The sequence below is a fragment of the Streptomyces sp. NPDC002779 genome, from assembly GCF_042888685.1.
Taxonomy (GTDB): Bacteria; Actinomycetota; Actinomycetes; order Streptomycetales; family Streptomycetaceae; genus Streptomyces.
Window position 1 is genome coordinate 84340 of sequence record NZ_JBIAQC010000001.1, and the last position, 20433, is coordinate 104772.

The window sequence follows — 20433 nt, forward strand, 5'->3', positions numbered from 1 at the left end:
ACAGACCGACACCGAATGGGAGAGACCCCGATGTACCAGCAGATGATCTTCGTGAACCTGCCCGTCGCCGACCTCGACGCCTCGAAGAAGTTCTTCACGGACCTGGGCTACTCGATCAACGCCCAGTTCAGCGACGAGAACGCGGCGAGTGTCGTGATCAGCGAGACCATCGTGGCGATGCTCCTCACCAAGCCGTTCTACTCGACCTTCACCGACAAGGAGATCGCGGACGCCACGAAGACCAGCGAGGTGCTGATCTGCCTGAGCGCCGAGAGCCGCGAGAAGGTCGACGAGCTGGTGGAGAAGGCGGTCGCGGCCGGCGGCACCGCCTCCGAGAAGGTCCAGGACATGGGCTTCATGTACGGCCGCGGCTTCGACGACCTCGACGGCCACAGCTGGGAGGTCGTATGGATGGACCCCGCCGCGGTCGAGGGCTGAGCAGTCGCCGTGTCTAGCATGGGCGCGTGCAGACGATGCCCGCCCATGCGGCCCACCACGACGACCGTGAGATCGAGACGCTCCAGGAGTTCGACGCCACCGTCTCGGCCCGCGGCACCCTCGCCGGATTCCGGATCCAGGCCGTCGATCTGACCGACCGGACCCGGGAGTTGCTCGCCACGGACACGGCGGGCGCCGTCTTCCTCGGCTGCCCGATGCGCGAGGACGCGGCCGTGAAGATCCGCGCGGACGGCGCCATGGTCTTCCCGCCGGTACCGGACCTCCCCTTCGACCCGTACCGCGGCCTGCTCTACTCCCCCGACGGGCTGTTCGCCGGGCTGGACCGGGGCTATGAACAGACCCCCGACGCCCTCGCGTACGCCTGGTTCCAGCAGACCAAGGCGGACGGCGACATCTTCGCGTCGATGCTCCGCTCGATCCATGACGACGCCGTCTCCGACGCCCTCGACGAACTCCTGCGCGGTGCCCGGGTGGTGGGGGTGATGGGCGGCCACGCGATGGCCCGCGGCACGCAGGCGTACGCCGGTGCGGCCCGCCTCGGTCGGGAGCTGACCCGCGAGGGCTTCACGGTCGCCACCGGCGGTGGCCCGGGCGCGATGGAGGCGGCGAACCTCGGCGCGTACGCCGCCCCGCACGACGACACCATGCTCACCGAGGCGCTCCGACTCCTCGCCAAGGAACCGATGTTCACCCCCTCGGTCACCGCCTGGGCGACCGCGGCCTTCGAGGTCCGCGCCCGCTGGCCCAAGGGCGGCGGCTCCATCGGCATCCCGACCTGGTTCTACGGCCATGAGCCGCCCAACGCCTTCGCGGCGCACATCGCCAAGTACTTCGCCAACGCCACCCGCGAGGACGGCCTGCTGGCCCGCTGCGACGCGGGCGTGGTCTTCCTGCCCGGCGCCGCCGGCACCGTGCAGGAGATCTTCGACAACACCACGCCGAACTACTACGAGTCGCGCGGCGAGCCCACCCCGATGGTGCTGGTCGACCGCGCGCACTGGACTCAGAAGCTGCCGGCCTGGCCGTTGCTGCAGGCGCTCGCGCGGGAGCGGTCGATGGAGTCCCGGATCGCCCTGGTCGACCGGATCGAGGAGGCCCCGCAGGCGTTGAAACGTCTCGGCGGTTAATAAGCGGGCAAAGCCAAGACCCTTGTCCGGCATATGCGTTGACACTGCTTACGCGGCACTTATAAACCTGTGAGCCTCCGGGGAGTGGAGACGCCGGTGCGTCTGCACTCCCTCAACCCCCCGCAAATGCGCAACATGTGAAGGACCAACGTGGCAGTCCTGTCCATACCCCGCCGACCTCTCGCCCGTTCCGCGCGCGTGCTCGGCATCGCCTCCGCCTCGGCCGCGCTCGTGCTCGGTCTCGGCGGCAACGCGTTCGCGTGCGACATCAAGGATTTCTCCGCCGAAGCGAAGTGCGATGGTGACAACGGTGTCATCACCGTCACCGACGTGGACCCCGGCGGTGTCCCCGCCACCGTCAGCGTCTACCTCCAGAACAACGGCGCCGACCTGAAGAAGGTCGGCGAGCAGGTGGTCGAGGGCTCGCGCGAGGGCGTCACCATCACCTTCGCCGAGAACTGGAAGCCGAACGCCGAGTACCGCATCCACGTCAAGGCCGCGGGCTATGTCGACGAGGACATCAAGCCCAACCTGACGACCCCGGCCACGGCCTGCAAGAAGGAGGACACCGACACCCCGGCGCCGACTCCATCGGACAGCGCGACACCGACGCCGTCGGCCTCCGCCCCGGCCGAGGAGACCCCGGCCCCCGCGCCCTCCGAGGGCGACAGCACCGCCCCGGCGGACACCTCCAGCAACGTCCCGACCCCGGCCGGTGAGTCCAACCTCGCCGAGACCGGCGCCGACTCCAACACCGGCCTGATCGCGGGCATCGCGGTCGCGCTGGTCGCGATCGGCGGCGGCGCGGTCTTCCTCGGCCTGCGCAGGCGCGGCTCCCGCTGAACCCCCGGAGCGGGCCATCGTCCGGGCCGTACCGGACGGTGGCCCGCTCCCCCGCGATCGGGCCGGTCAGCCGAGCACCACGATGTCGGCCGCGTCGAACTCCACCCCGACCCGGTCCCCCACCTCCGGCGCCTCCCGCAGCGCGCACGCCGCCTCCAGCCGGGGCGCGCCCTCGGGCTGCAGGTGTACGGCGACATGGGTGCCCTTGAAGGTGCGCGCGGCCACCGTGCAGGGCAGGCCCTGGTCGGCCGCGACCAGGCGGACCCCGGCGGGCCGGACGAGGAGCGTGCGGCTGCCCTCGGCGGTGTCGTCGGGCACCGGCAGCTTGCCCCAGGGGGTGTCGGCGGCCTGCCCGGAGACCGCGGCGGGGACCACGTTGTCGAAGCCGAGGAAGCGGGCCACGAACTCGTCGGCCGGCCGCTGCCACACCTCCAGCGGCGTACCGGACTGGGCGATCCGCCCGTCCCGCATCACCACCACCCGGTCGGCGAGCGCGAAGGCCTCCCCCTGGTCGTGCGTCACGGCCAGCACGGTCGTGCCCAACTCGCTGAACAGCTCCCGCAGTTCGACGACCAGTCGCTCCCGCAGCGAGCGGTCGAGCTGGCCGAGCGGCTCGTCGAGCATCAGCAGCCGGGGACTGGGCGCCAGCGCCCGGGCCAGCGCCACCCGCTGCTGCTCCCCGCCGGAGAGCGCGGCGACGGCCCGGCCCTCGGCACCCGGCAGCCCGACGAGGTCGAGCAACTCCCGCACCCGTTCGGCCTGCTGACGCTTCGACGCCCCGTGCATCCGCAGCCCGAAGGCGACATTGCCGCCCACGTCCCGCTGCGGGAAGAGCTGATGGTCCTGGAACATCAGCCCCACCCCCCGCCGGTGCGCGGGCACGCCGCCCTGGTCGCGCCCGTCGAGCGACACCCGCCCGGCGTCCAGCGGCCGGAGTCCGGCCACCGCCCGCAGCAGCGTCGACTTGCCGCAGCCGCTGGGCCCGAGGACACAGACCACCTCGTGCTCGGCCACCGCCAGATCCACGGCGTCGAGCACGGCCCGCCCGCCGAACCGCACGGTCGCGTTCTCCAGGCTCAGCAGCATCAGAACTCCCCCGTCCGATCGGTCCGCAGCCGCTCCAGCACCAGCAGCGCCACCGCGCACACCACCATCAGAATCGTCGAAAGGGCCATCGCCTGGCCGTAGTTGAGCTGCCCGGCGCGCCCGAGCAGCTTGGCCACCGCGACCGGCAGCGTCGGATCGTCGGGCCGCGCGATGAACACGGTCGCCCCGAACTCCCCCAACGACACCGCGAAGGCGAACCCGGCCGCGATCAGCAGCGCCCGCCGCACCATCGGCAGGTCCACCTCCCGCCACACCCGCCACGGCGACGCCCCGAGCACGGCCGCCGCCTCCCGCAGCCGGTGATCGACGGCCCGCAGCACCGGCAGCATGGTCCGTACCACGAAGGGCACGCCGACCAGCGCCTGCGCGAGCGGCACCAGGATCCAGGTGGCCCGCAGATCCAGCGGCGGCTCGTCCAGGGCGATCAGGAACCCGAACCCGACGGTCACCGCGGAGACCCCGAGCGGCAGCATCAGCAGCGCGTCGAACCCGCGGACGAACCGGCCCGCGTCCCGCCGGGTCAGCGCGGCGGCGGCGAGACCTCCGACCAGCACGGCGATGGCGGTGGCGACCACGGCGTACGACAGCGAGTTGCCGATCGCCTCGATCGGCGGGACCAGGAAGACCCCGCCGTCGGCCGAGGTCAGCGCCCGGTAGTAGCCGAGCCCGGGGGCGCCCAGGGACCGCTGCACCAGCACGGCGAGCGGCAGCAGGAGCAGCACGGCGATGGTGGCGAGGACCCCGGCCAGCAGCGCCCACTGCCCGGCCCCGCGCGGCCGGCGTGCGGTCAGCGAGGCGTCCACCAGGCGCAGGGCGGTCTCCCGGCGCCGTACGGTCCAGGCGTGCAGGGCGAGGATCGCGCCGACGGCCGCGAACTGGACGAGCGTGAGGACCGCGGCCGTGGACAGGTCGAAGATCTCGGAGGTCTGGCGGTAGATCTCCACTTCGAGGGTGGAGAAGGTCGGGCCGCCGAGGATCTGCACGACACCGAAGGAGGTGAAGGTGAACAGGAAGACCATCAGGGTGGCGGCGGCCACGGCCGGCCCGAGCGCCGGCAGCGTCACCGTCCGCCAGGCCCGCCGGCGGGACGCGCCGAGCATCCGCGCCGCCTCCTCCTGCCGCGGGTCCAGCTGCGCCCAGAGCCCGCCGACGGTGCGGACGACCACGGCGTAGTTGAAGAAGACGTGCGCCAGCAGGATCGCCCACACCGTCGTGTCCAGCCGCAGGCCCCACAGCTCGTCGAGGAGTCCGCCGCGTCCGACGAGCGCCAGGAAGGCCGTACCGACGACGACCGTCGGCAGCACGAACGGCACCGTCACCACCGCCCGCAGGATCTGCTTGCCGGGGAAGTCGAAGCGGGCGAAGACATAGGCGGCGGGCAGCGCGAGCAGCAGGGTCAGCGCGGTGGAGGCGAGCGCCTGCCAGGTGGTGAACCACAGGACGTGCCGGACGTCCGGCTGGGTCAGCACGTCCGCGATCCGGCCGAGCTGCCAGACCCCGTCGACCCGCAGGCCGCGGGCGACGATCGCGGCGACGGGGTAGGCGAAGAAGACGCCGAAGAACGCGACGGGCAGGGCCATCAGGCCCAGCCGCGCCGCGTGCCGGCGCCGGCCGGCTACTTCAGTACGAGCGAGGTCCACGACTTGACCCACTCGTCGCGGTGGTCGGCGATCTTCGCGGGGTCCATGGTCAAGGGCTTCTTGGCCGCGGGCCCGTGCTCGGTGAACTCCGCGGGCACGTCCGCCTCCTCGACCACGGGGTAGACGAACATGTTCAGCGGCATGTCCTCCTGGAACTTCTTGCTGATCAGGAAGTCGATCAGCGCCTTGCCGCCCTCGCTGTTCCGCGCGTTGCCGAGCAGGCCCGCGAACTCGATCTGCCGGAAGCAGGTGCCCTCGGCGACGCCGGTGGGAGCGGTGGCGGGCTTCGGGTCGCCGTAGATCACCTCGGCGGGCGGCGAGGAGGCGTACGACACCACGAGCGGCCGGTCGGCCTTGGCCGCCTTGCCGCCGGCGGAGCCGGAGAATTCCTCGTTGTAGGCCTGCTCCCAGCCGTCGACCACCTTGACGCCATTGGCCTTGAGCTTCTTCCAGTACTCCGGCCAGCCGTCGTCGCCGTAGCGCGCGGCGGTGCCGAGCAGGAAGCCGAGGCCGGGCGAGGAGGTGGAGGCGTTCTCGGTGACGAGGAGGTTCTTGTACGCGGGCTCGGCCAGGTCGTCGAGGGTCGACGGCGGGGCCAGGTCACGGTCCTCGAAGTACTTCTTGTCGTAGTTGACGCAGATGTCGCCGTAGTCGACCGGGGTGACCCGGTGCTCGTCCCGGTCGAGCTGGAACGTGGCGTCGATCCGGTCGAGGCCCTTCGCCTCGTACGGCTGGAAGAGCCCGTTGTCGAGCGCGCGGGACAGCAGGGTGTTGTCGACGCCGAAGAAGACGTCGCCCTGCGGGTCGTCCTTGGTCAGGATGGCCTTGTTGACGGCCTGCCCGGCGTCGCCGTCCTCCAGGACCTTGACCTGGTACCCGGAGCTCTTCTCGAAGTCCGCGAGGACCTCCTTGGACACGGCCCACGAGTTGTGGCTGACCAGGGTGACGGTCCTGGCGGCGCCGCCGGACCCGTGGTCGTCGTCGGAGGACCCGCACGCCGAGAGCGTGACGAGGCCGAGTCCGACGGCCATGACGGTGGCCTTCTTGGTGATGCTCACTGAATTCCTCCTGGAGTGGACCAGGAAGAGACGCGGCCCTGCCCGGACCTCCCAAGAGTCCGGGCAGGGCGCAACAGCTCGAGTGACGACCGATCTCCCTACCCAGAATGACCTGGGCGAGGTTCAGAGGGTCTGCGGCCTGTCCCGCACTCTCAGCGCTGTGGCGCTCCCCTGTCGGAATATGAAGATGTACGTACGACGATCAGACTACCGCGCGCACACTACCGCTCGGTGGCCGCGAGCTGACCACACGCCCCGTCGATCTCCTGGCCCCGGGTGTCCCGGACCGTCACCGGCACCCCGTGTGCCGCGATGGCCTCGACGAACGCCTTCTCGTCCTCGGGCCGGGAAGCGGTCCACTTCGAGCCCGGGGTCGGGTTCAGCGGGATCAGGTTCACATGCACGGGCTTGCCCTTGAGCAGCCGCCCGAGCCGGTCGCCCCGCCAGGCCTGGTCGTTGATGTCCCGGATCAGCGCGTACTCGATGGACAGCCGGCGCCCGGACTTCGCGGAGTACTCGAACCCCGCGTCCAGCACCTCGCGGACCTTCCAGCGGGTGTTCACCGGGACGAGGGTGTCGCGCAGCTCGTCGTCGGGGGCGTGCAGCGAGATCGCGAGCCGGCACTTGAAGCCCTCGTCGGAGAACCGGTGGATCGCCGGGACCAGACCGACGGTGGAGACGGTGATCCCGCGCTGCGACAGCCCCAGCCCGTCCGGCTCGGGGTCGGTGAGGCGCCGGATGGAGCCCACGACCCGGTTGTAGTTGGCGAGCGGCTCGCCCATCCCCATGAAGACGATGTTGGACAGCCGGGCGGGCCCACCGGGCACCTCCCCGTCCCGCAGCGCCCGCATCCCGTCGACGATCTGATGCACGATCTCGGCGGTGGACAGATTCCGGTCGAGCCCGGCCTGCCCGGTCGCGCAGAACGGGCAGTTCATGCCACAGCCGGCCTGCGAGCTGATGCACATGGTCACCCGGTCCGGATACCGCATCAGCACCGACTCGACGAGCGTCCCGTCGAACAGCCGCCAGAGCGTCTTGCGGGTGGTCCCCTGGTCGGTCGACAGATGCCGCACGACCGTCATCAGCTCGGGGAACAGCTCCTCGCGCAGCTTGCCGCGCGCCGCGGCCGGGATGTCGGTCCACTGCTCGGGGTCGTGGGTGTACCGCGCGAAGTAGTGCTGCGAGAGCTGCTTGGCACGAAACGGCTTCTCCCCGACCGCAGCGACGGCGTCCTTACGCTCGGCGGGCGAAAGATCAGCAAGATGCCGCGGCGGCTTCTTGGCTCCGCGCGGGGCGACGAATGTGAGTTCTCCGGGCTTAGGCATGGCTGTACCAGTGTCGCAGATCGATTCGTGTGGCCGGGGCCACCCGATCATCCGCCGATCCCCTCCAGCCGTTCCTTCAGCAGCGCCTCGTCCCGCGGCAGCTCCTTGCGGACCTGCGGGCGGACGACCAAGGGCACCAGGGCCTTGCCCAGGCCGTGTGCTTCGAAGTCGATCTCGATGGTCACGCGGCAGCGCCGGCCCTCGTCGAGCGGTTCGATCGAGCCGTGGGTGCGGGGACGGACCGGCCCTTCGATGCCGTGCAGGTCCCAGCTGTGCGGTGGGTCGAGGGCGTCGAACTCGATGGTCATCGGGACCTCGCGGGTGCCGATGCGGCGGGTGACCCGGACGCGCGAGCCGGGGTGCATCGGCCCCAGCTCCAGTGGCTCCGCCTTGACGGCGCTCAGCTGCCATTCGGGCAGATGGGAGGGGGTGGTGATGTACGCGAACGCTTCTTCGGGCGTGCAGTCGAGGTCGATGGATTCGCGGATGGCGGACATGGTGGGACCCCCTTCACGGGCGTACACCTCAAGCGTCCCACCACGCCGCCCCCGGGAACAGCGGAGCCCCCGCCGAGGCGGGGGCTCCCAGGGGTCCGTCGACGCGCAGCCGGACCCGACGCTCAGCCGGACCCGACGAACAGCACGAGCAGCAGCCAGACCACGGGCGCCGTGGGCAGCAGGGAGTCCAGCCGGTCCATGATGCCGCCGTGCCCCGGCAGCAGCGTGCCCATGTCCTTGATCCCCAGGTCCCGCTTGATCATCGACTCGCCGAGGTCGCCCAGCGTGGCGCTCGCCGCGACCGCGAGGCCGAGCAGGAGGCCCTGCCACCAGACGCCGTCGTCGATCAGGAACTGCATGCACAGCGCACCCGCCACCATGGCGAAGGAAACCGCCCCGAGCAGCCCCTCGCGGGTCTTGCCGGGGCTGATCCGCGGAGCGAGCTTGTGCTTGCCGAAGCGCCAGCCGATGGCGTACGCCCCGGTGTCGCTGACGACGGTCAGCAGCAGGAACGTCAGCACCCGGGCCGGGCCGTCGTCGGCGGTGAGCATCATCGCGACGAACGTGGCCAGGAACGGGACGTAGAACGCGGCGAAGACGCCCGCCGTGACGTCCTTGAGGTACCCCTCGGGGGGTTCCGTCATCCGCCAGACCAGGACGGCCAGCGCGGTCAGCGCCATCGCCACCCAGGCGCCCTCGGCGCCACGGACGTACCCGGCGACGACCATCGCCGCACCGCCGACCGCGAGCGGGACGAGCGGCGCCTTGATGCCCTTGCGCTCCTCCAGCCGCTTGGTCAGCTCCCACAGACCCACCACGACGGCGACGGCGACGACCCCGACGAACGCGGCCTTGTAGACGAACAGCGAGGCGACGATCACCGCGCCGAGCCCGATGCCGACCCCTATCGCCGCACCCAGATCGCGCCCGGCGCTCTTCTTCTGCGGTCGGGGCGCCGGCTGCGGGGCGTCGTGCATGGGCTCCGGATTCTGCGGCGCGTTGCCGTGGGGCTGCGCCCGCGGCGTCTCGTCGCGGAACAGGGGGCCACCCAGCCGAGCGGCCCCCCGATCGTCATCCTGGTCTCCGCCATACGCGGGTACGTCGGGCACGATGGGCATGGGGCGAGTCTGCTGCGCCTCAGGCGCATCGTACGTGGGACCCGCCGGGGCAGCCCCCTGGACAGGCCCCTGGTCGGACGGCCCCCAGTACCCGGCTTGTGGCGGCGCTCCCCAGGAAGAGTCGTTCATCAGACCTCGAGCAGCTCAGCTTCCTTGTGCTTCAGGAGCTCGTCCACCTGGGCGACGTACTTGTGGGTGGTGTCGTCGAGCTCCTTCTCCGCACGGCGGCCCTCGTCCTCACCGACGTCGCCGTCCTTGACGAGCTTGTCGATGGCGTCCTTGGCCTTGCGGCGCACCGAGCGGATGGAGACCTTGCTGTCCTCGGCCTTGCTCCGGGCGACCTTGATGTAGTCGCGGCGGCGCTCCTCGGTGAGCTCGGGGAACACCACACGGATGATGTTGCCGTCGTTGCTCGGGTTGACGCCCAGGTCGGAGTCGCGGATCGCCTGCTCGATGTTGCGCAGGGCGGTCTTGTCGAACGGGGTCACGACCGCCATGCGCGGCTCCGGCACGGAGAACGAAGCCAGCTGGTTGATCGGCGTCGGCGCGCCGTAGTAGTCGGCCACGATCTTGTTGAACATCGCCGGGTGCGCACGGCCGGTGCGGATCGCGGCGAAGTCCTCCTTGGCGACCACGACGGCCTTCTCCATCTTCTCCTCGGCCTCGAGGAGGGTCTCTTCGATCACCACTTGCTCCTGCGTGTCTTGAGTAGGCCCGGCTGCGGTTCCTTGCGGGAGGCGGCGGCCGGCTGCGTCGCGTCTTCTTCCTGCACGGTTCCCGACCGGCAGGACATTGTCCATCCCCCGGTCAGGGTCCGTAGGTGTTGCCCGTCAGTGGCGGCTGTCCTGGTCACCCACAAGCGTGCCGATCTTCTCACCCTTGACGGCACGGGCGATATTGCCCTCCGCCAGAAGCTCGAACACCAGGATCGGAAGCTTGTTGTCGCGGCAGAGCGTGACGGCGGTGGCGTCGGCGACCTTGAGGTCCCGGGTGATGACCTCGCCGTAGCCGAGGGAGTCGAACTTGACCGCGTCCGGGTTGGTCTTCGGGTCGGAGTCGTAGACGCCGTCCACGCCGTTCTTGCCCATCAGCAGCGCCTCGGCGTCGATCTCCAGGGCGCGCTGGGCGGCGGTCGTGTCGGTGGAGAAGTACGGCATGCCCATACCGGCGCCGAAGATGACCACACGGCCCTTCTCCAGGTGGCGCACGGCGCGCAGCGGGATGTACGGCTCGGCGACCTGGCCCATGGTGATGGCGGTCTGGACCCGGCTGTCGATGCCCTCCTTCTCCAGGAAGTCCTGGAGGGCGAGGCAGTTCATCACGGTGCCGAGCATGCCCATGTAGTCGGAGCGGGCGCGGTCCATGCCGCGCTGCTGCAGTTCGGCGCCGCGGAAGAAGTTGCCGCCGCCGATGACGACCGCGATCTCCGCGCCGTCGCGTACGACGGCGGCGATCTCGCGGGCGATCTTGTGCACCACGTTCGGGTCCACGCCGAGGCCCCCACCGCCGGAGAAGGCCTCTCCGGACAGCTTCAGCAGATACCGGCCGCGTACTTTGCCGTCGTCGCTCTTCTGGGCCTTGGTGGTCATCGGACTCTCACTTCTTTCCACGGGTCGCACATACGAAGAAGGCCACTGCCGGTGGGGATGGGTTCGTATCCCATACGCGGCAATGGCCTCCTCGTCAGATCTGCTGTCGTCCGCCACCGAGGTGACGGCGTACGCGGACGACTGCTGTCGACCCTATCCGGGTCGAGCGTCGATCGCGGTACGGACTCAGATGCCGACCTTGATGCGCGTGAAGCGCTTCAGGGTGACACCGGCCTCGTCCAGAACCTTCTGGACGGACTTCTTGTTGTCGAGCGCGTACGGCTGGCCGAGCAGCGTGGCGTCCTTGAAGAAGCCGTTGAGGCGACCCTCGACGATCTTCTGCAGGGCGGCCTCGGGCTTGCCCTCGGCGCGGGTGGTCTCCTCGGCGACGCGGCGCTCGGTCTCGACGACGTCGGCCGGCACGTCCTCCTTGGAGAGGTACTTCGGCGCGAAGGCGGCGATGTGCTGGGCGACACCCTTGGCCAGCTCGGCGTCGGCCTTGTCCAGCTCGACCAGGACACCGATCTGCGGCGGCAGGTCGGGCATGGTGCGGTGCATGTAGGCGTAGACGAAACCGTCGGCGTACTGCGCGAAGCGGTCGAGGACGATCTTCTCGCCGAGGTTGGCGTTGGCCTCGTCCACGAAGGCCTGGACGGTCTTGCCGGCCTCGATCTCGGAGGCGAGCAGGGCCTCGATGTCCGCCGGGGAGGTGGCGGCCACGTGCTGCGCGAGCTGGTTGGCGACGGCCTGGAACTTCTCGCCCTTGGCGACGAAGTCCGTCTCGCACTTCAGCTCGACCAGGACACCGGAGGTGTTGTCGTCGGCGATGAGGGAGACCACGGCGCCGTTCTCGGCGGAACGGCCCTCGCGCTTGGCGACGCCCTTCTGGCCCTTGATGCGGAGCGCCTCGACGGCCTTGTCGACGTTGCCCTCGGCCTCGTCCAGCGCCTTCTTGCAGTCCATCATGCCGGCGCCCGTGAGCTCACGGAGCTTCTTGACGTCGGCGGCGGTGTAGTTCGCCATGAGTCTCGAAATCTTTCTCGAAGTCTGGAAGGTCGAAGATCTGCGGGGGTCCGCGCTCCACATGTAGACGCGGACCGACGACCCACCGCTGACCTAGGGGTGAACGGCGGGGGCGGAGTTGCCCGCGCCGGAGGCGCTATTGGCTGCAGCACCGCCCCCGCCGTCACCTCTGACGCTGACGGGTCAGGCCTGCTCGGCCTCGGCGGCCGGGGCCTCGGCAGCGGCCTCGACCGGAGCCTCGGCGGCGGGAGCCTCGGCGTCGGCGGGAGCCTCGGCCGGGGTCTCGGCGGGAGCCTCGGCCGGGGCCTCGGCGGCGGCCGGAGCGTCCTCAGCCTTCTTCTCGCCCTCGAGCAGGTCGCGCTCCCACTCGGCGAGCGGCTCGCCGGCGGCCTTCTCGCCCTTGCCCTCCGTCGCCACGCCGGAACGGGCGATGAGGCCCTCGGCGACGGCGTCGGCGATCACGCGGGTGAGCAGGGTGACGGAGCGGATCGCGTCGTCGTTGCCCGGGATCTTGTAGTCGACCTCGTCGGGGTCGCAGTTGGTGTCGAGGATGGCGACGACCGGGATGTTGAGCTTCCGGGCCTCACCGACCGCGATGTGCTCCTTCTTGGTGTCCACGATCCAGACGGCGCTGGGCACCTTGGACATCTCGCGGATACCACCGAGGGTCTTCTCCAGCTTGGCCTTCTCACGCGAGAGGACCAGGAGCTCCTTCTTGGTCAGACCCGAAGCGGCGACGTCCTCGAAGTCGATCTGCTCGAGCTCCTTGAGGCGCTGCAGACGCTTGTAGACGGTCGAGAAGTTGGTGAGCATGCCGCCCAGCCAGCGCTGGTTGACGTAGGGCATGCCGACGCGGGTGGCCTGCTCGGCGATGGCCTCCTGCGCCTGCTTCTTCGTGCCGACGAACATGACCGTGCCGCCGTGGGCGACGGTCTCCTTGACGAACTCGTAGGCGCGGTCGATGTACGACAGCGACTGGAGCAGGTCGATGATGTAGATGCCGTTGCGCTCGGTGAAGATGAAGCGCTTCATCTTCGGGTTCCAGCGACGGGTCTGGTGACCGAAGTGGACGCCGCTTTCCAGCAGCTCCCGCATCGTGACGACGGCCATGGCCGTATCTCCTTGAATTTCTCGGTTGTGCCGCGGGTGCCGGACGGCTCCCGCGCCTGACGCCCACATGCGCCGTGCCACGAAGGACCGAGGAGCGCTGACACGGGTCGTTATGTCGACCCGATGTCGGGGCGTGCGAAGTCGACCCGGTGACCCGGATCGCCAGAAGAAGTGTACGGGACCGAGAAGGCGCCGGGTGACGCCGCTGTCCACAAGCGCGGGGTGGTCCACAGATCCCGCCATGATCGACGGGGTGGCGGGACCCTGTGGGCATGCGAGCGAAACGATGGGCGAGTACGGCGGTGCTGGCGCTGGCGGTTCTGGCGCCGCCCGGCGCGGGACCTGGGGTGCCCCTGTCCCCCGCGGCCACGGCCACCCCGGTTGCGGCCGCGGCCCGGAGCTGGCCGGTCCCCCGTCCCACGGTCCTGCGCGGCTGGGAACCGCCCCCGGCCCCGTACGCCCGCGGCCATCGAGGAGTGGATCTTGCGGCCCCCTCCGGTACTCCCGTACGGGCGGTGGCCCCGGGCCGGGTGAGCTTCGTGGGCCGGGTGGCGGGCCGAGGCGTGATCTCGATCGAACTGACGAACACGGGCACCCCGCCCCTGCGCACCACGTACGAGCCGATCACGCCGGAGGTGAAGAGGGGAGCCGAGGTGACGGCGGGCGAGGTGGTGGGGACGGTGACCGGCCCCACGCCCCACTGCCCGGGGACCTGCCTCCACTGGGGCCTGCGCAGAGGGGACACCTACCTGAACCCGCTCGGCTTCCTGAGCAGGGGCCCGTCCCGGCTCCTGCCGGTACTGGACGTGCCGCTGCCCCAGCCGGCGCGGCCCTCGGCGGCCGTCCGGTACAGAAGGACGCAGGCCTCAGCCCGAAGGGCGCAGACCTCAGCCCCGCACCCCGCGCAACGCCATCGACACCGCCGCGTCCGTGATCGTCGACGGCTCCTCCGCCGCCCCCAGCTCGATCCGCCGCACGGCCGCGTCCACCACGCCCTGCAACAGCATCGCCGCGAGCCGGGGCTCCGCATGCCCCATGTCCCGCAGCGCCTCGACGATCATCGCGACCAGGCTGCCGTGCGCGGCCCGGATCTTCTCCCGGGCCCCCGCGTCCAGCTCGCTCGCGGAGATGGCGACCACGGCCCGGTGCCGCCGGTCACCCACCAGGGCCAGCTGCGCCCGCACATACGCCTCGACCTTGCCCTCGGCCGACGCCGCCCCGTCCATCGCCGCGGCGACCTCCGCGGCCCACAGGGGGAAGTCGACCTCGCACAGCTCCTCGACCACGGCGGCCCGTGACCGGAAGTACTCGTACACGGACGACCGCGCAAGCCCCGTCCGCTCGGCGAGAGCCGGAAACGTCAGCGCTTCCGTCCCGCCCTCGGACAGCAGGGAACGAGCCGCGTCCAGCAGGGCGGCTCGCTGCATCGACCGGTGCTCGGCCACGGAGGCCGCTCGAATCCTTGGCACGTCAACCACTCTACGGACGCGCCGCCCACGACGGGAGTGACTCCCGGCCGCCCGCTCGGGCTCACCGACCGAAACTCGCCAGCTTCGCCCGCAGCTGGAGCACCGACTTGGTGTGGATCTGGCTCACCCGGCTCTCGGTCACCCCGAGCACGTTGCCGATCTCGGCGAGCGTGAGCCCTTCGTAGTAGTAGAGCGTCACGACGGTCTTCTCCCGCTCGGGCAGCGTGTTGATCGCCCGTGCCAGGAACCGGCGCAGCTCCCGGTCCTCGGCCACCTCCACGGGGTTGTCCGCGGCGGTGTCCTCCAGCGTGTCCATGACGCTGAGCCCGTCCCCGCTGTCGCCGCCCACATGCAGCAGCTCCTCCAGGGCCACCACGTTGGCCAGCGACAACTGGCTGAACACGGCGTGCAGTTCGTCGACGCCGATGCCCATCTCGGCGGCCACCTCCCCCTCCGACGGCGTGCGCCGAAGCCGCGCCTCCAGGGTCGTGTAGGCCCGCTCCACGTTGCGCGCCTTCTGCCGGACCGACCGCGGGATCCAGTCGAGCGCCCGCAGCTCGTCGATCATCGCGCCCCGGATCCGGGTGATCGCGTACGTCTCGAACTTGATCTCCCGCTCGATGTCGAACTTCTCGATCGCGTCGATCAGCCCGAACACCCCCGAGGACACGAAATCGGCCTGCTCCACATTGGGCGGCAGTCCGACGCTCACCCGCCCCGCCACGTACTTCACGAGCGGCGAGTAGTGCAGGATCAGCTGCTCGCGCAGCCGCTCGTCCCCCGTCGCCTTGTACGACCGCCACAGCTCGTCGAGCGTCGAGGGAGCGGGGGGCCGCACGCTGCCACCGTCCCGGGCGGCTGGGGGGAGCGCCGCCCGGTCGGCCCCGGAGGTGTGCTGGGGCATTCGTCGCCTTGTGCCGTTCTGCCGTGAAGTGCGGGTGCTTGGGTGAGCTGTCGGTCTGGTACGGGTCTGATGCCGCGTTGCCGGTCTGCACCGGAATCCACGTGAGCGTAGCGTGACTGGACAGTCGCGGTGTGCGAAGGCCAGGGCTCGGAGCGTGCGCAGATACGTTCCGCTGGGCGTCCCCCCGGGGCATGGCGGTCGCTCTGCGTGATCACCCCGGCGCATCAACTCCGGGAATCCGCAAGGGCGTCACGGTTCCCCCGGACGGCCGAACACGCTCGGTCAGCACCGACTTCGATCTCCGCGGACCGAGATCATCGACTGGCGTGTCAACTTCCAGCCGTCGCCGTGTCGTTCGACGTAACCAAGTGCTCGCAGTTCGTACAGCCGGGCGATGGCGTCGTCGTCCGTGGTCCCCGCCCCGCGGGCGATCTCGTCGGGCAGGGCCGGGCGGCTCCCGGGCAGCGCGTTCAGCACCCGGCGGGCGCCCGGCGCCAGCAGATCCCGCGGCAGGACGGGCCCGCGCCGGTCCGGAGCGAGCTCGCCCATGTCCCCGACGAGTTCGACGACTTCCGCGGCGTCGGTGACGAGGACGGCGTCTCCCCGCAGCAGTTCGTGCACCCCCGCGGAGAGCCCGCTGGTCGCCGGCCCCGGTACCCCTATCGTGTGGCGCCCCAACCGCTGTGCCGCCCGCGCCGTGGCCAGCGACCCGCTCCGATGCGCGGCCTCGACCACGACGGTGCCCCTGGTGAGCGCGGCGATCACCCGGTTGCGCACGATGAATCTGCTGGGCGTCGGGTGGTCCCCGGGCGGCAACTCACCGATGACGAGGCCCTGTTCCGCGATCCGGTTGATCAACTGGGTGTGCCCCCGCGGATAGGGCCGGTCCACCCCGCAGGCGAGCACGGCCACGGTGGCCCCGCCCGCGGCGAGGGCCCCGCGGTGGGCGGCGCCGTCGATGCCGTAGGCACCTCCGGAGACCACCACCCACCCCCGCTCGGCGAGCTCCCCGCCGAGGACGGCCGCCATATGGGAGCCGTACTCGGTGCACGCCCGCGCTCCCACCACGGCCACGGACCGCAGCGCCCACATCCGCAGACTGGCCACGCCCCGCACCCACAGCCCCACCGGCCGCGCGTCCCCGAGATCGTCGAGCTGCCCCGGCCACTCGGTGGCCCCCGGGCGGACGAACCGGACCCCCGCGGCCCGGGCCACCGCGAGGTCCCGCTCGGGATCGGCCCGCTCGGCCCGCGCCAACAGCCCGGCCCAGCGCCGCTCACTCACCCCCTCGGGCCTGGCCCCCTTCTCCCGCAACCACCGTGCGACCTCCCGCGTCCCCCGTTCCCGCAGCCACCGCCCCGCCGTCTCGTAGCCGGGCTCGAGAACCCTGGCGAGGAACACCCGGTCGTGCAGCTCCTCGTCCGGATCGTCGGCGCGGCTCACGTCAACGCCCCGATGGCCATCGGCACCCCTCGGGGGACCCCGGTCCGCAGTTGCAGCGCCAGGGCGACGTCCGTCGCGTCGGGCCGGTCGTGGCCGACGAGGTCGGCGACGGTCCAGGCGACCCGGAGGACCCGGTCGAGGCCGCGTGCGGTCAGGGCACCCCGTTCCAGGCTGCGCTCGGCCTCCTCCATCGCGCCGGACGCGGCGTGCCAGCGGCTGCGCAGCTCGCGGCCCGGTACCTCGCTGTTCGTCCGCCACGGCGTACCCGCCAGCCGGGCCGACGCCCGCTCCCTGGCCTGCCGGACCCGGGCGGCCACCGCCGCCGTGGACTCGCCCCTGGCACCGCGCTCGGTCAGCTCCGCCCGCGTGATCCGGTCCACCTCGACCCGCAGGTCGACCCGGTCGAGCAGCGGCCCGGAGAGCCGGGCCTGGTAGCGGCGGACGACGGCGGGCGGGCATTCGCAGAAGTCGTCGTTCTGGGAGAACCGGCCGCAGGGGCAGGGGTTGGCCGCCAGCACCATCAGGAACTTCGCCGGGAACCGGACGACACCCGCGCTGCGCGCGATCACCACGTGCCCGGCCTCCAGGGGCTGGCGGAGGGCATCGAGCGCTTGGCTGCTGAACTCGGGCGTCTCGTCCAGGAACAGCACGCCCCGATGGGACAGCGACACCGCGCCCGGCCGGGCGATGCCGGGACCGCCGCCGACCAGGGCCTGCATCGTCGCGGAGTGATGCGGGGCGCAGTAGGGCGGGACGTCGATCAGCGGCTTGCCCGCGGGCAGCAGTCCCGCCACCGAGTGCACCGCCGTGACCTCCAGGGACTCCTGCCTGGCCAGCGGGGGCAGGATCGCGGGCAGCCGCTCGGCGAGCATGGTCTTGCCGGCACCGGGCGGCCCCTCCAGGAACAGATGGTGTCCGCCGGCCGCGGCGACCTCCACGGCCGTACGCGCCGAGAGCTGGCCCACGACGTCGGCGAGGTCGTGGGCGCTGTCCTGCTGTGCCGCTCCGGCGCTGTGCATGCCCGTGGCCGCGCCCGTGCCGGGCACCCGCAGTCCGGCGAGCAGCGGATCGGGGCGCCCGGGTTCGTGCGGTTCCTCCTCGGGCACGGGTTCGTCGGCCAGTACCGCGATCAGCTGGCGCAGACTGCGCACCCCCAGCACGGAGACGCCCGGCACCAGGGAGGCCTCGGCGGCGGCGCTCTCCGGTACGACCACCTGTTCGTACCCGGCGTGGGCGGCGGCGAGCACCGCGGGCAGGATGCCCCGGACGGGCCGCACCCGGCCGTCCAGGCCCAGCTCCCCGATCATCACGATGTCGGCGAGGACCCGCGGATCGATGCGCTCCGCCGCGCCCAGGACCGCGCTGGCGATCGCCAGGTCGAAGCCGCTGCCGGCCTTGGGTACCGACGCCGGGCTGAGCCCCACCGTCAGCTTCTTCTGCGGCCACGGGGTCCCGGAGTTCACCACCGCCGCCCGGACCCGGTCCCGGCTCTCCGTCAGGCTCTTGTCCGGCAGGCCGACCAGGGTGAAGGCGGCGACGCCCGGTTCGAGGTCGGCCTGGACCTCCACCACCACGCCCTCGACTCCGACCAGGGCCACCGAGCAGGTGCGGGCGAACCCCATCACGCCACCCCCCGCACATGGTCGACCACGGGGGCGCCCCGCTGGGGGAGGAGGACGCCGACGACGTCGATGCGGACGCCGCCGGGTGGTGCTCCGCCGTGGGACTGGATCCAGCGTTCGGCCAGGTGTCGCAGGCGGTCCGCCTTCTCGGGCGTGACCGCGGCCATCGGGTGTTCGAAGCAGTCGCCCCTGCGGGTCTTGACCTCACAGACGACCAGCGCGTCCCCGTCCCGCGCCACGATGTCGATCTCGCCGGTCCGGCCGCAGCGCCAGTTGCGCTCCAGGACCGTCATCCCGGCCTCGGCCAGCCTCCTGGCGGCCAGCCCTTCTCCGTACTTTCCGAGTGCACTGCGTGCGTTCATGTCGGCACCACCTCCGGCACCGACGATCACGTATCCGCCCCCAAGAAAAGGATCTTGGTGGACAAGTCACTGACTGTGGACAACTCCGTCACCCGCCCGGGAGCTCCAGGTCGCTCTTGTTCAGCTCCTCGATGTTCACGTCCTTGAACGTGAGCACACGCACCTGCTTCACGAAGCGGGCCGGCCGGTACATGTCCCAGACCCAGGCGTCCGCCATGGACACCTCGAAGAACACCTCTCCCTGGACCGAGTGCACCTGCATCTCGTAGTCGTTGGTCAGATAGAAGCGCCGCTCGGTCTCGATCACGTATTTGAACAGACCGACGACATCGCGGTACTCCCGGTAGAGCTTGAGCTCCATCTCGGTCTCGTACTTCTCGAGGTCCTCGGCGCTCATGGCATGTTCCCCTTCAGCCGTGCGATCCCCCCATTGTGCGCCAGTCCCGCGAGCCCCTAGACGATTTCGGTGTCCAGGGTCACGGGCCCGGCCGGGGGACCTTCGTCGAGCAGCCTGCGCAGCAGCTCGGCGAGTCTGGTCGGATACACCGTCTCATGTGCCTGGCTCAGTTCCTGACAGGTCCACCAGCGTGCTCCGGCGACACTGCGCCGCTCCAGCTCGGTGAGGCCCCAGGCCCCCGGAACCACGTCCCGAGCGTCCGCCGTACGGGCCAGGTAGTACCACTCGTCCTGGTCCCAGCGGCGCCCGGCGAAGGGGAACGAGCACGTCCGCCGCCACAGCACCGGGCCGAGCTCGACCTCGGTGATGCCGGTCTCCTCGGCGAGTTCCCGCAGCGCGGCCTGTTCCCGGGTCTCGTCGCCCTCGACGCCCCCGCCGGGCGTGAACCACCAGTCGTCACTCACGTCGTCCGGCTCGTGCCCGTGCAGCAGCAGGATCCGGTCCTCGGGGTCCAGCAGGACCACCCGGGCGACCTTGCGCATCCCGCCCGCGTACACGTCCTCAGCGGGCACCCGCGGGCTCCGTCCCGGTACGGGAGCGCCCCAGCCACTTCGCCACGGGCCCGTACGCCGCACCGCCGAGCACCAGCAGCGCGCCCACCAGGATCAGGACGCCCATGGTGCGCAGCGGCCCCGGCGAGGAGATCGCGCCCAGTTCCTCGAAGCCGGAGGGCCGCTCCAGCATGCCGTCCATCGGCCAGACGACGGCGTCGACCCGGGCGGTCACCGCGCCGGTCGCCACCGTGCCGCTCGCGGCATCGGTCAGATGGGCGGTGGAGTCCAGCGAGCCGTGCCGCTCGTCACCGAGCAGGAACAGCCGCCCCTCGGGGACGGTCACGGTCGGGAAGTCGGTGCTCCCGGCCAGGCTGCCGTCGGCCAGATACGGCTCGTCGATCTTCTTGCCGTCGACCGTCAGCTTGCCGTCCGTGCAGCAGGCGACGGTGTCGCCGCCGATGGCCACCACCCGCTTGAGCACCGGCGCGTTCGCCCACGCCTCGTCGTTGAAGACGACGACGTCCCCGCGACGTATCGCGTCCCCGTCGACCCGCTCGGCCAGCACCCGGTCCCCGGCATCGATGGTCGGCGCCATGGAGGTGGTGGGCACGGTGTACGGCCGGTAGACCACCGCCGCCCAGGCGAAGCCGCCCAGGAACAGCACCAGGCCCAGCGCGACCGCGAGACCGGACAACCGCTGTCCGGTCCGGCTGCCCGCCGGGCCCTTGCCTCCGCCGCTCGGCGGGGCCGTACGCGTAGTGGTCTCACCCATGGGTCCGCACC

The 20433-nt window shown here is 71.1% G+C and carries 21 protein-coding genes, 1 pseudogene and 1 riboswitch; of the genes and pseudogenes, 4 read left to right on the forward strand and 18 right to left on the reverse strand.

Annotated elements, in window-relative coordinates; all coding sequences use genetic code 11:
• Positions 1–30 precede the first annotated feature (30 nt).
• The 3 genes from ACFYW5_RS00330 (at position 31) to ACFYW5_RS00340 (ending at position 2429) form a co-directional block, all read left to right on the forward strand.
• Entirely contained in the window at positions 31–438 is a 408-nt protein-coding gene (locus ACFYW5_RS00330; protein WP_389415603.1) for a VOC family protein, read from the forward strand.
• A gap of 26 nt (positions 439–464) precedes the next feature.
• A complete protein-coding gene (locus tag ACFYW5_RS00335; protein WP_389414718.1) occupies positions 465–1586 on the forward strand; it encodes an LOG family protein in 1122 nt (373 codons plus the stop codon).
• A 150-nt stretch (positions 1587–1736) separates the two neighbouring features.
• The gene (locus tag ACFYW5_RS00340) at positions 1737–2429 is read left to right on the forward strand and encodes an LAETG motif-containing sortase-dependent surface protein (RefSeq protein WP_389414719.1); all 693 of its coding nucleotides are present in this window, start codon (positions 1737–1739) and stop codon (positions 2427–2429) included.
• A 66-nt stretch (positions 2430–2495) separates the two neighbouring features.
• On the opposite strand, the gene ACFYW5_RS00345 is transcribed toward ACFYW5_RS00340, so the two are convergent.
• From ACFYW5_RS00345 to rpsB, 10 genes are all read right to left on the reverse strand, one after another.
• Positions 2496–3515: an ABC transporter ATP-binding protein gene (locus ACFYW5_RS00345; RefSeq protein ID WP_389414720.1), complete on the reverse strand. Its 1020-nt coding sequence runs from the start codon at positions 3513–3515 to the stop codon at positions 2496–2498.
• On the reverse strand, positions 3515–5116 hold the full coding sequence (locus ACFYW5_RS00350; RefSeq protein WP_389415604.1) for an ABC transporter permease: 1602 nt from the start codon (positions 5114–5116) through the stop codon (positions 3515–3517). Before ACFYW5_RS00350 ends, ACFYW5_RS00345 begins: the two co-directional genes overlap by 1 nt.
• A gap of 35 nt (positions 5117–5151) precedes the next feature.
• Positions 5152–6234 carry a thiamine ABC transporter substrate binding subunit gene (locus ACFYW5_RS00355; protein ID WP_389414721.1) on the reverse strand — a complete coding sequence of 361 codons (1083 nt, stop codon included), beginning with the start codon at positions 6232–6234 and terminating at the stop codon, positions 5152–5154.
• Between the two features lie 77 nt (positions 6235–6311).
• Positions 6312–6417, reverse strand: a riboswitch (TPP riboswitch).
• Between the two features lie 38 nt (positions 6418–6455).
• Positions 6456–7562, reverse strand: a complete 1107-nt coding sequence (gene rlmN, locus ACFYW5_RS00360; RefSeq protein ID WP_389414722.1) for a 23S rRNA (adenine(2503)-C(2))-methyltransferase RlmN — start codon at positions 7560–7562, stop codon at positions 6456–6458.
• Positions 7563–7609: 47 nt separating this feature from the next.
• Positions 7610–8059, reverse strand: coding sequence for an SRPBCC family protein (locus tag ACFYW5_RS00365; RefSeq protein WP_389414723.1), 450 nt, complete (start codon positions 8057–8059; stop codon positions 7610–7612).
• Positions 8060–8181: 122 nt separating this feature from the next.
• Positions 8182–9306: a phosphatidate cytidylyltransferase gene (locus ACFYW5_RS00370; protein ID WP_389414724.1), complete on the reverse strand. Its 1125-nt coding sequence runs from the start codon at positions 9304–9306 to the stop codon at positions 8182–8184.
• Positions 9306–9863 (reverse strand): ribosome recycling factor, encoded by a 558-nt coding sequence (frr, locus tag ACFYW5_RS00375; protein ID WP_389414725.1) that lies wholly within the window; start codon positions 9861–9863, stop codon positions 9306–9308. The genes ACFYW5_RS00370 and frr overlap by 1 nt, the downstream gene beginning before the upstream one ends.
• Positions 9864–10007: 144 nt before the next feature.
• Positions 10008–10766, reverse strand: coding sequence for a UMP kinase (pyrH, locus tag ACFYW5_RS00380; RefSeq protein ID WP_389414726.1), 759 nt, complete (start codon positions 10764–10766; stop codon positions 10008–10010).
• A 186-nt stretch (positions 10767–10952) separates the two neighbouring features.
• Complete coding sequence (gene tsf, locus ACFYW5_RS00385; protein WP_389414727.1) at positions 10953–11789, reverse strand: translation elongation factor Ts; 837 nt, start codon at positions 11787–11789, stop codon at positions 10953–10955.
• A 183-nt stretch (positions 11790–11972) separates the two neighbouring features.
• Entirely contained in the window at positions 11973–12899 is a 927-nt protein-coding gene (rpsB, locus tag ACFYW5_RS00390; protein WP_389414728.1) for a 30S ribosomal protein S2, read from the reverse strand.
• Between the two features lie 272 nt (positions 12900–13171).
• Here rpsB and ACFYW5_RS00395 point away from each other — a divergent pair.
• Positions 13172–13597, forward strand: a pseudogene (locus tag ACFYW5_RS00395) (peptidoglycan DD-metalloendopeptidase family protein); the annotation flags it as partial.
• Between the two features lie 189 nt (positions 13598–13786).
• Here ACFYW5_RS00395 and ACFYW5_RS00400 read toward each other — a convergent pair.
• The 8 genes from ACFYW5_RS00400 to lepB form a co-directional block, all read right to left on the reverse strand.
• Complete coding sequence (locus tag ACFYW5_RS00400; protein ID WP_389415605.1) at positions 13787–14344, reverse strand: TetR/AcrR family transcriptional regulator; 558 nt, start codon at positions 14342–14344, stop codon at positions 13787–13789.
• A gap of 85 nt (positions 14345–14429) precedes the next feature.
• Positions 14430–15272, reverse strand: coding sequence for an RNA polymerase sigma factor WhiG (gene whiG / locus ACFYW5_RS00405; RefSeq protein ID WP_389414729.1), 843 nt, complete (start codon positions 15270–15272; stop codon positions 14430–14432).
• 282 nt (positions 15273–15554) lie between these two features.
• Positions 15555–16715, reverse strand: coding sequence for a DNA-processing protein DprA (dprA, locus tag ACFYW5_RS00410; RefSeq protein WP_389414730.1), 1161 nt, complete (start codon positions 16713–16715; stop codon positions 15555–15557).
• The gene (locus ACFYW5_RS00415) at positions 16712–18337 is read right to left on the reverse strand and encodes a YifB family Mg chelatase-like AAA ATPase (protein ID WP_389414731.1); all 1626 of its coding nucleotides are present in this window, start codon (positions 18335–18337) and stop codon (positions 16712–16714) included. The genes dprA and ACFYW5_RS00415 overlap by 4 nt, the downstream gene beginning before the upstream one ends.
• Positions 18337–18699: a YraN family protein gene (locus ACFYW5_RS00420; RefSeq protein ID WP_389414732.1), complete on the reverse strand. Its 363-nt coding sequence runs from the start codon at positions 18697–18699 to the stop codon at positions 18337–18339. Before ACFYW5_RS00420 ends, ACFYW5_RS00415 begins: the two co-directional genes overlap by 1 nt.
• Before the next feature lie 88 nt (positions 18700–18787).
• On the reverse strand, positions 18788–19096 hold the full coding sequence (locus tag ACFYW5_RS00425) for a DUF2469 domain-containing protein (protein WP_003965949.1): 309 nt from the start codon (positions 19094–19096) through the stop codon (positions 18788–18790).
• A 56-nt stretch (positions 19097–19152) separates the two neighbouring features.
• Positions 19153–19638: an NUDIX hydrolase gene (locus ACFYW5_RS00430; RefSeq protein ID WP_389415606.1), complete on the reverse strand. Its 486-nt coding sequence runs from the start codon at positions 19636–19638 to the stop codon at positions 19153–19155.
• Positions 19639–19657: 19 nt separating this feature from the next.
• A complete protein-coding gene (gene lepB, locus ACFYW5_RS00435; RefSeq protein WP_389414733.1) occupies positions 19658–20422 on the reverse strand; it encodes a signal peptidase I in 765 nt (254 codons plus the stop codon).
• Positions 20423–20433: the final 11 nt, after the last annotated feature.

Bases quoted from the DNA above. Each gene is read 5' to 3' on its own strand.
- ACFYW5_RS00425 (WP_003965949.1), bottom strand. From the start codon at position 19,096: ATGAGCGCCGAGGACCTCGAGAAGTACGAGACCGAGATGGAGCTCAAG.
- ACFYW5_RS00420 (WP_389414732.1), bottom strand. From the start codon at position 18,699: ATGAACGCACGCAGTGCACTCGGAAAGTACGGAGAAGGGCTGGCCGCC.
- ACFYW5_RS00415 (WP_389414731.1), bottom strand. From the start codon at position 18,337: ATGGGGTTCGCCCGCACCTGCTCGGTGGCCCTGGTCGGAGTCGAGGGC.
- lepB (WP_389414733.1), bottom strand. From the start codon at position 20,422: ATGGGTGAGACCACTACGCGTACGGCCCCGCCGAGCGGCGGAGGCAAG.
- pyrH (WP_389414726.1), bottom strand. From the start codon at position 10,766: ATGACCACCAAGGCCCAGAAGAGCGACGACGGCAAAGTACGCGGCCGG.
- ACFYW5_RS00345 (WP_389414720.1), bottom strand. From the start codon at position 3,515: ATGCTGCTGAGCCTGGAGAACGCGACCGTGCGGTTCGGCGGGCGGGCC.
- rpsB (WP_389414728.1), bottom strand. From the start codon at position 12,899: ATGGCCGTCGTCACGATGCGGGAGCTGCTGGAAAGCGGCGTCCACTTC.
- whiG (WP_389414729.1), bottom strand. From the start codon at position 15,272: ATGCCCCAGCACACCTCCGGGGCCGACCGGGCGGCGCTCCCCCCAGCC.
- ACFYW5_RS00370 (WP_389414724.1), bottom strand. From the start codon at position 9,306: ATGAACGACTCTTCCTGGGGAGCGCCGCCACAAGCCGGGTACTGGGGG.
- ACFYW5_RS00365 (WP_389414723.1), bottom strand. From the start codon at position 8,059: ATGTCCGCCATCCGCGAATCCATCGACCTCGACTGCACGCCCGAAGAA.
- ACFYW5_RS00430 (WP_389415606.1), bottom strand. From the start codon at position 19,638: ATGCGCAAGGTCGCCCGGGTGGTCCTGCTGGACCCCGAGGACCGGATC.
- ACFYW5_RS00350 (WP_389415604.1), bottom strand. From the start codon at position 5,116: ATGGCCCTGCCCGTCGCGTTCTTCGGCGTCTTCTTCGCCTACCCCGTC.
- tsf (WP_389414727.1), bottom strand. From the start codon at position 11,789: ATGGCGAACTACACCGCCGCCGACGTCAAGAAGCTCCGTGAGCTCACG.
- ACFYW5_RS00330 (WP_389415603.1), top strand. From the start codon at position 31: ATGTACCAGCAGATGATCTTCGTGAACCTGCCCGTCGCCGACCTCGAC.
- rlmN (WP_389414722.1), bottom strand. From the start codon at position 7,562: ATGCCTAAGCCCGGAGAACTCACATTCGTCGCCCCGCGCGGAGCCAAG.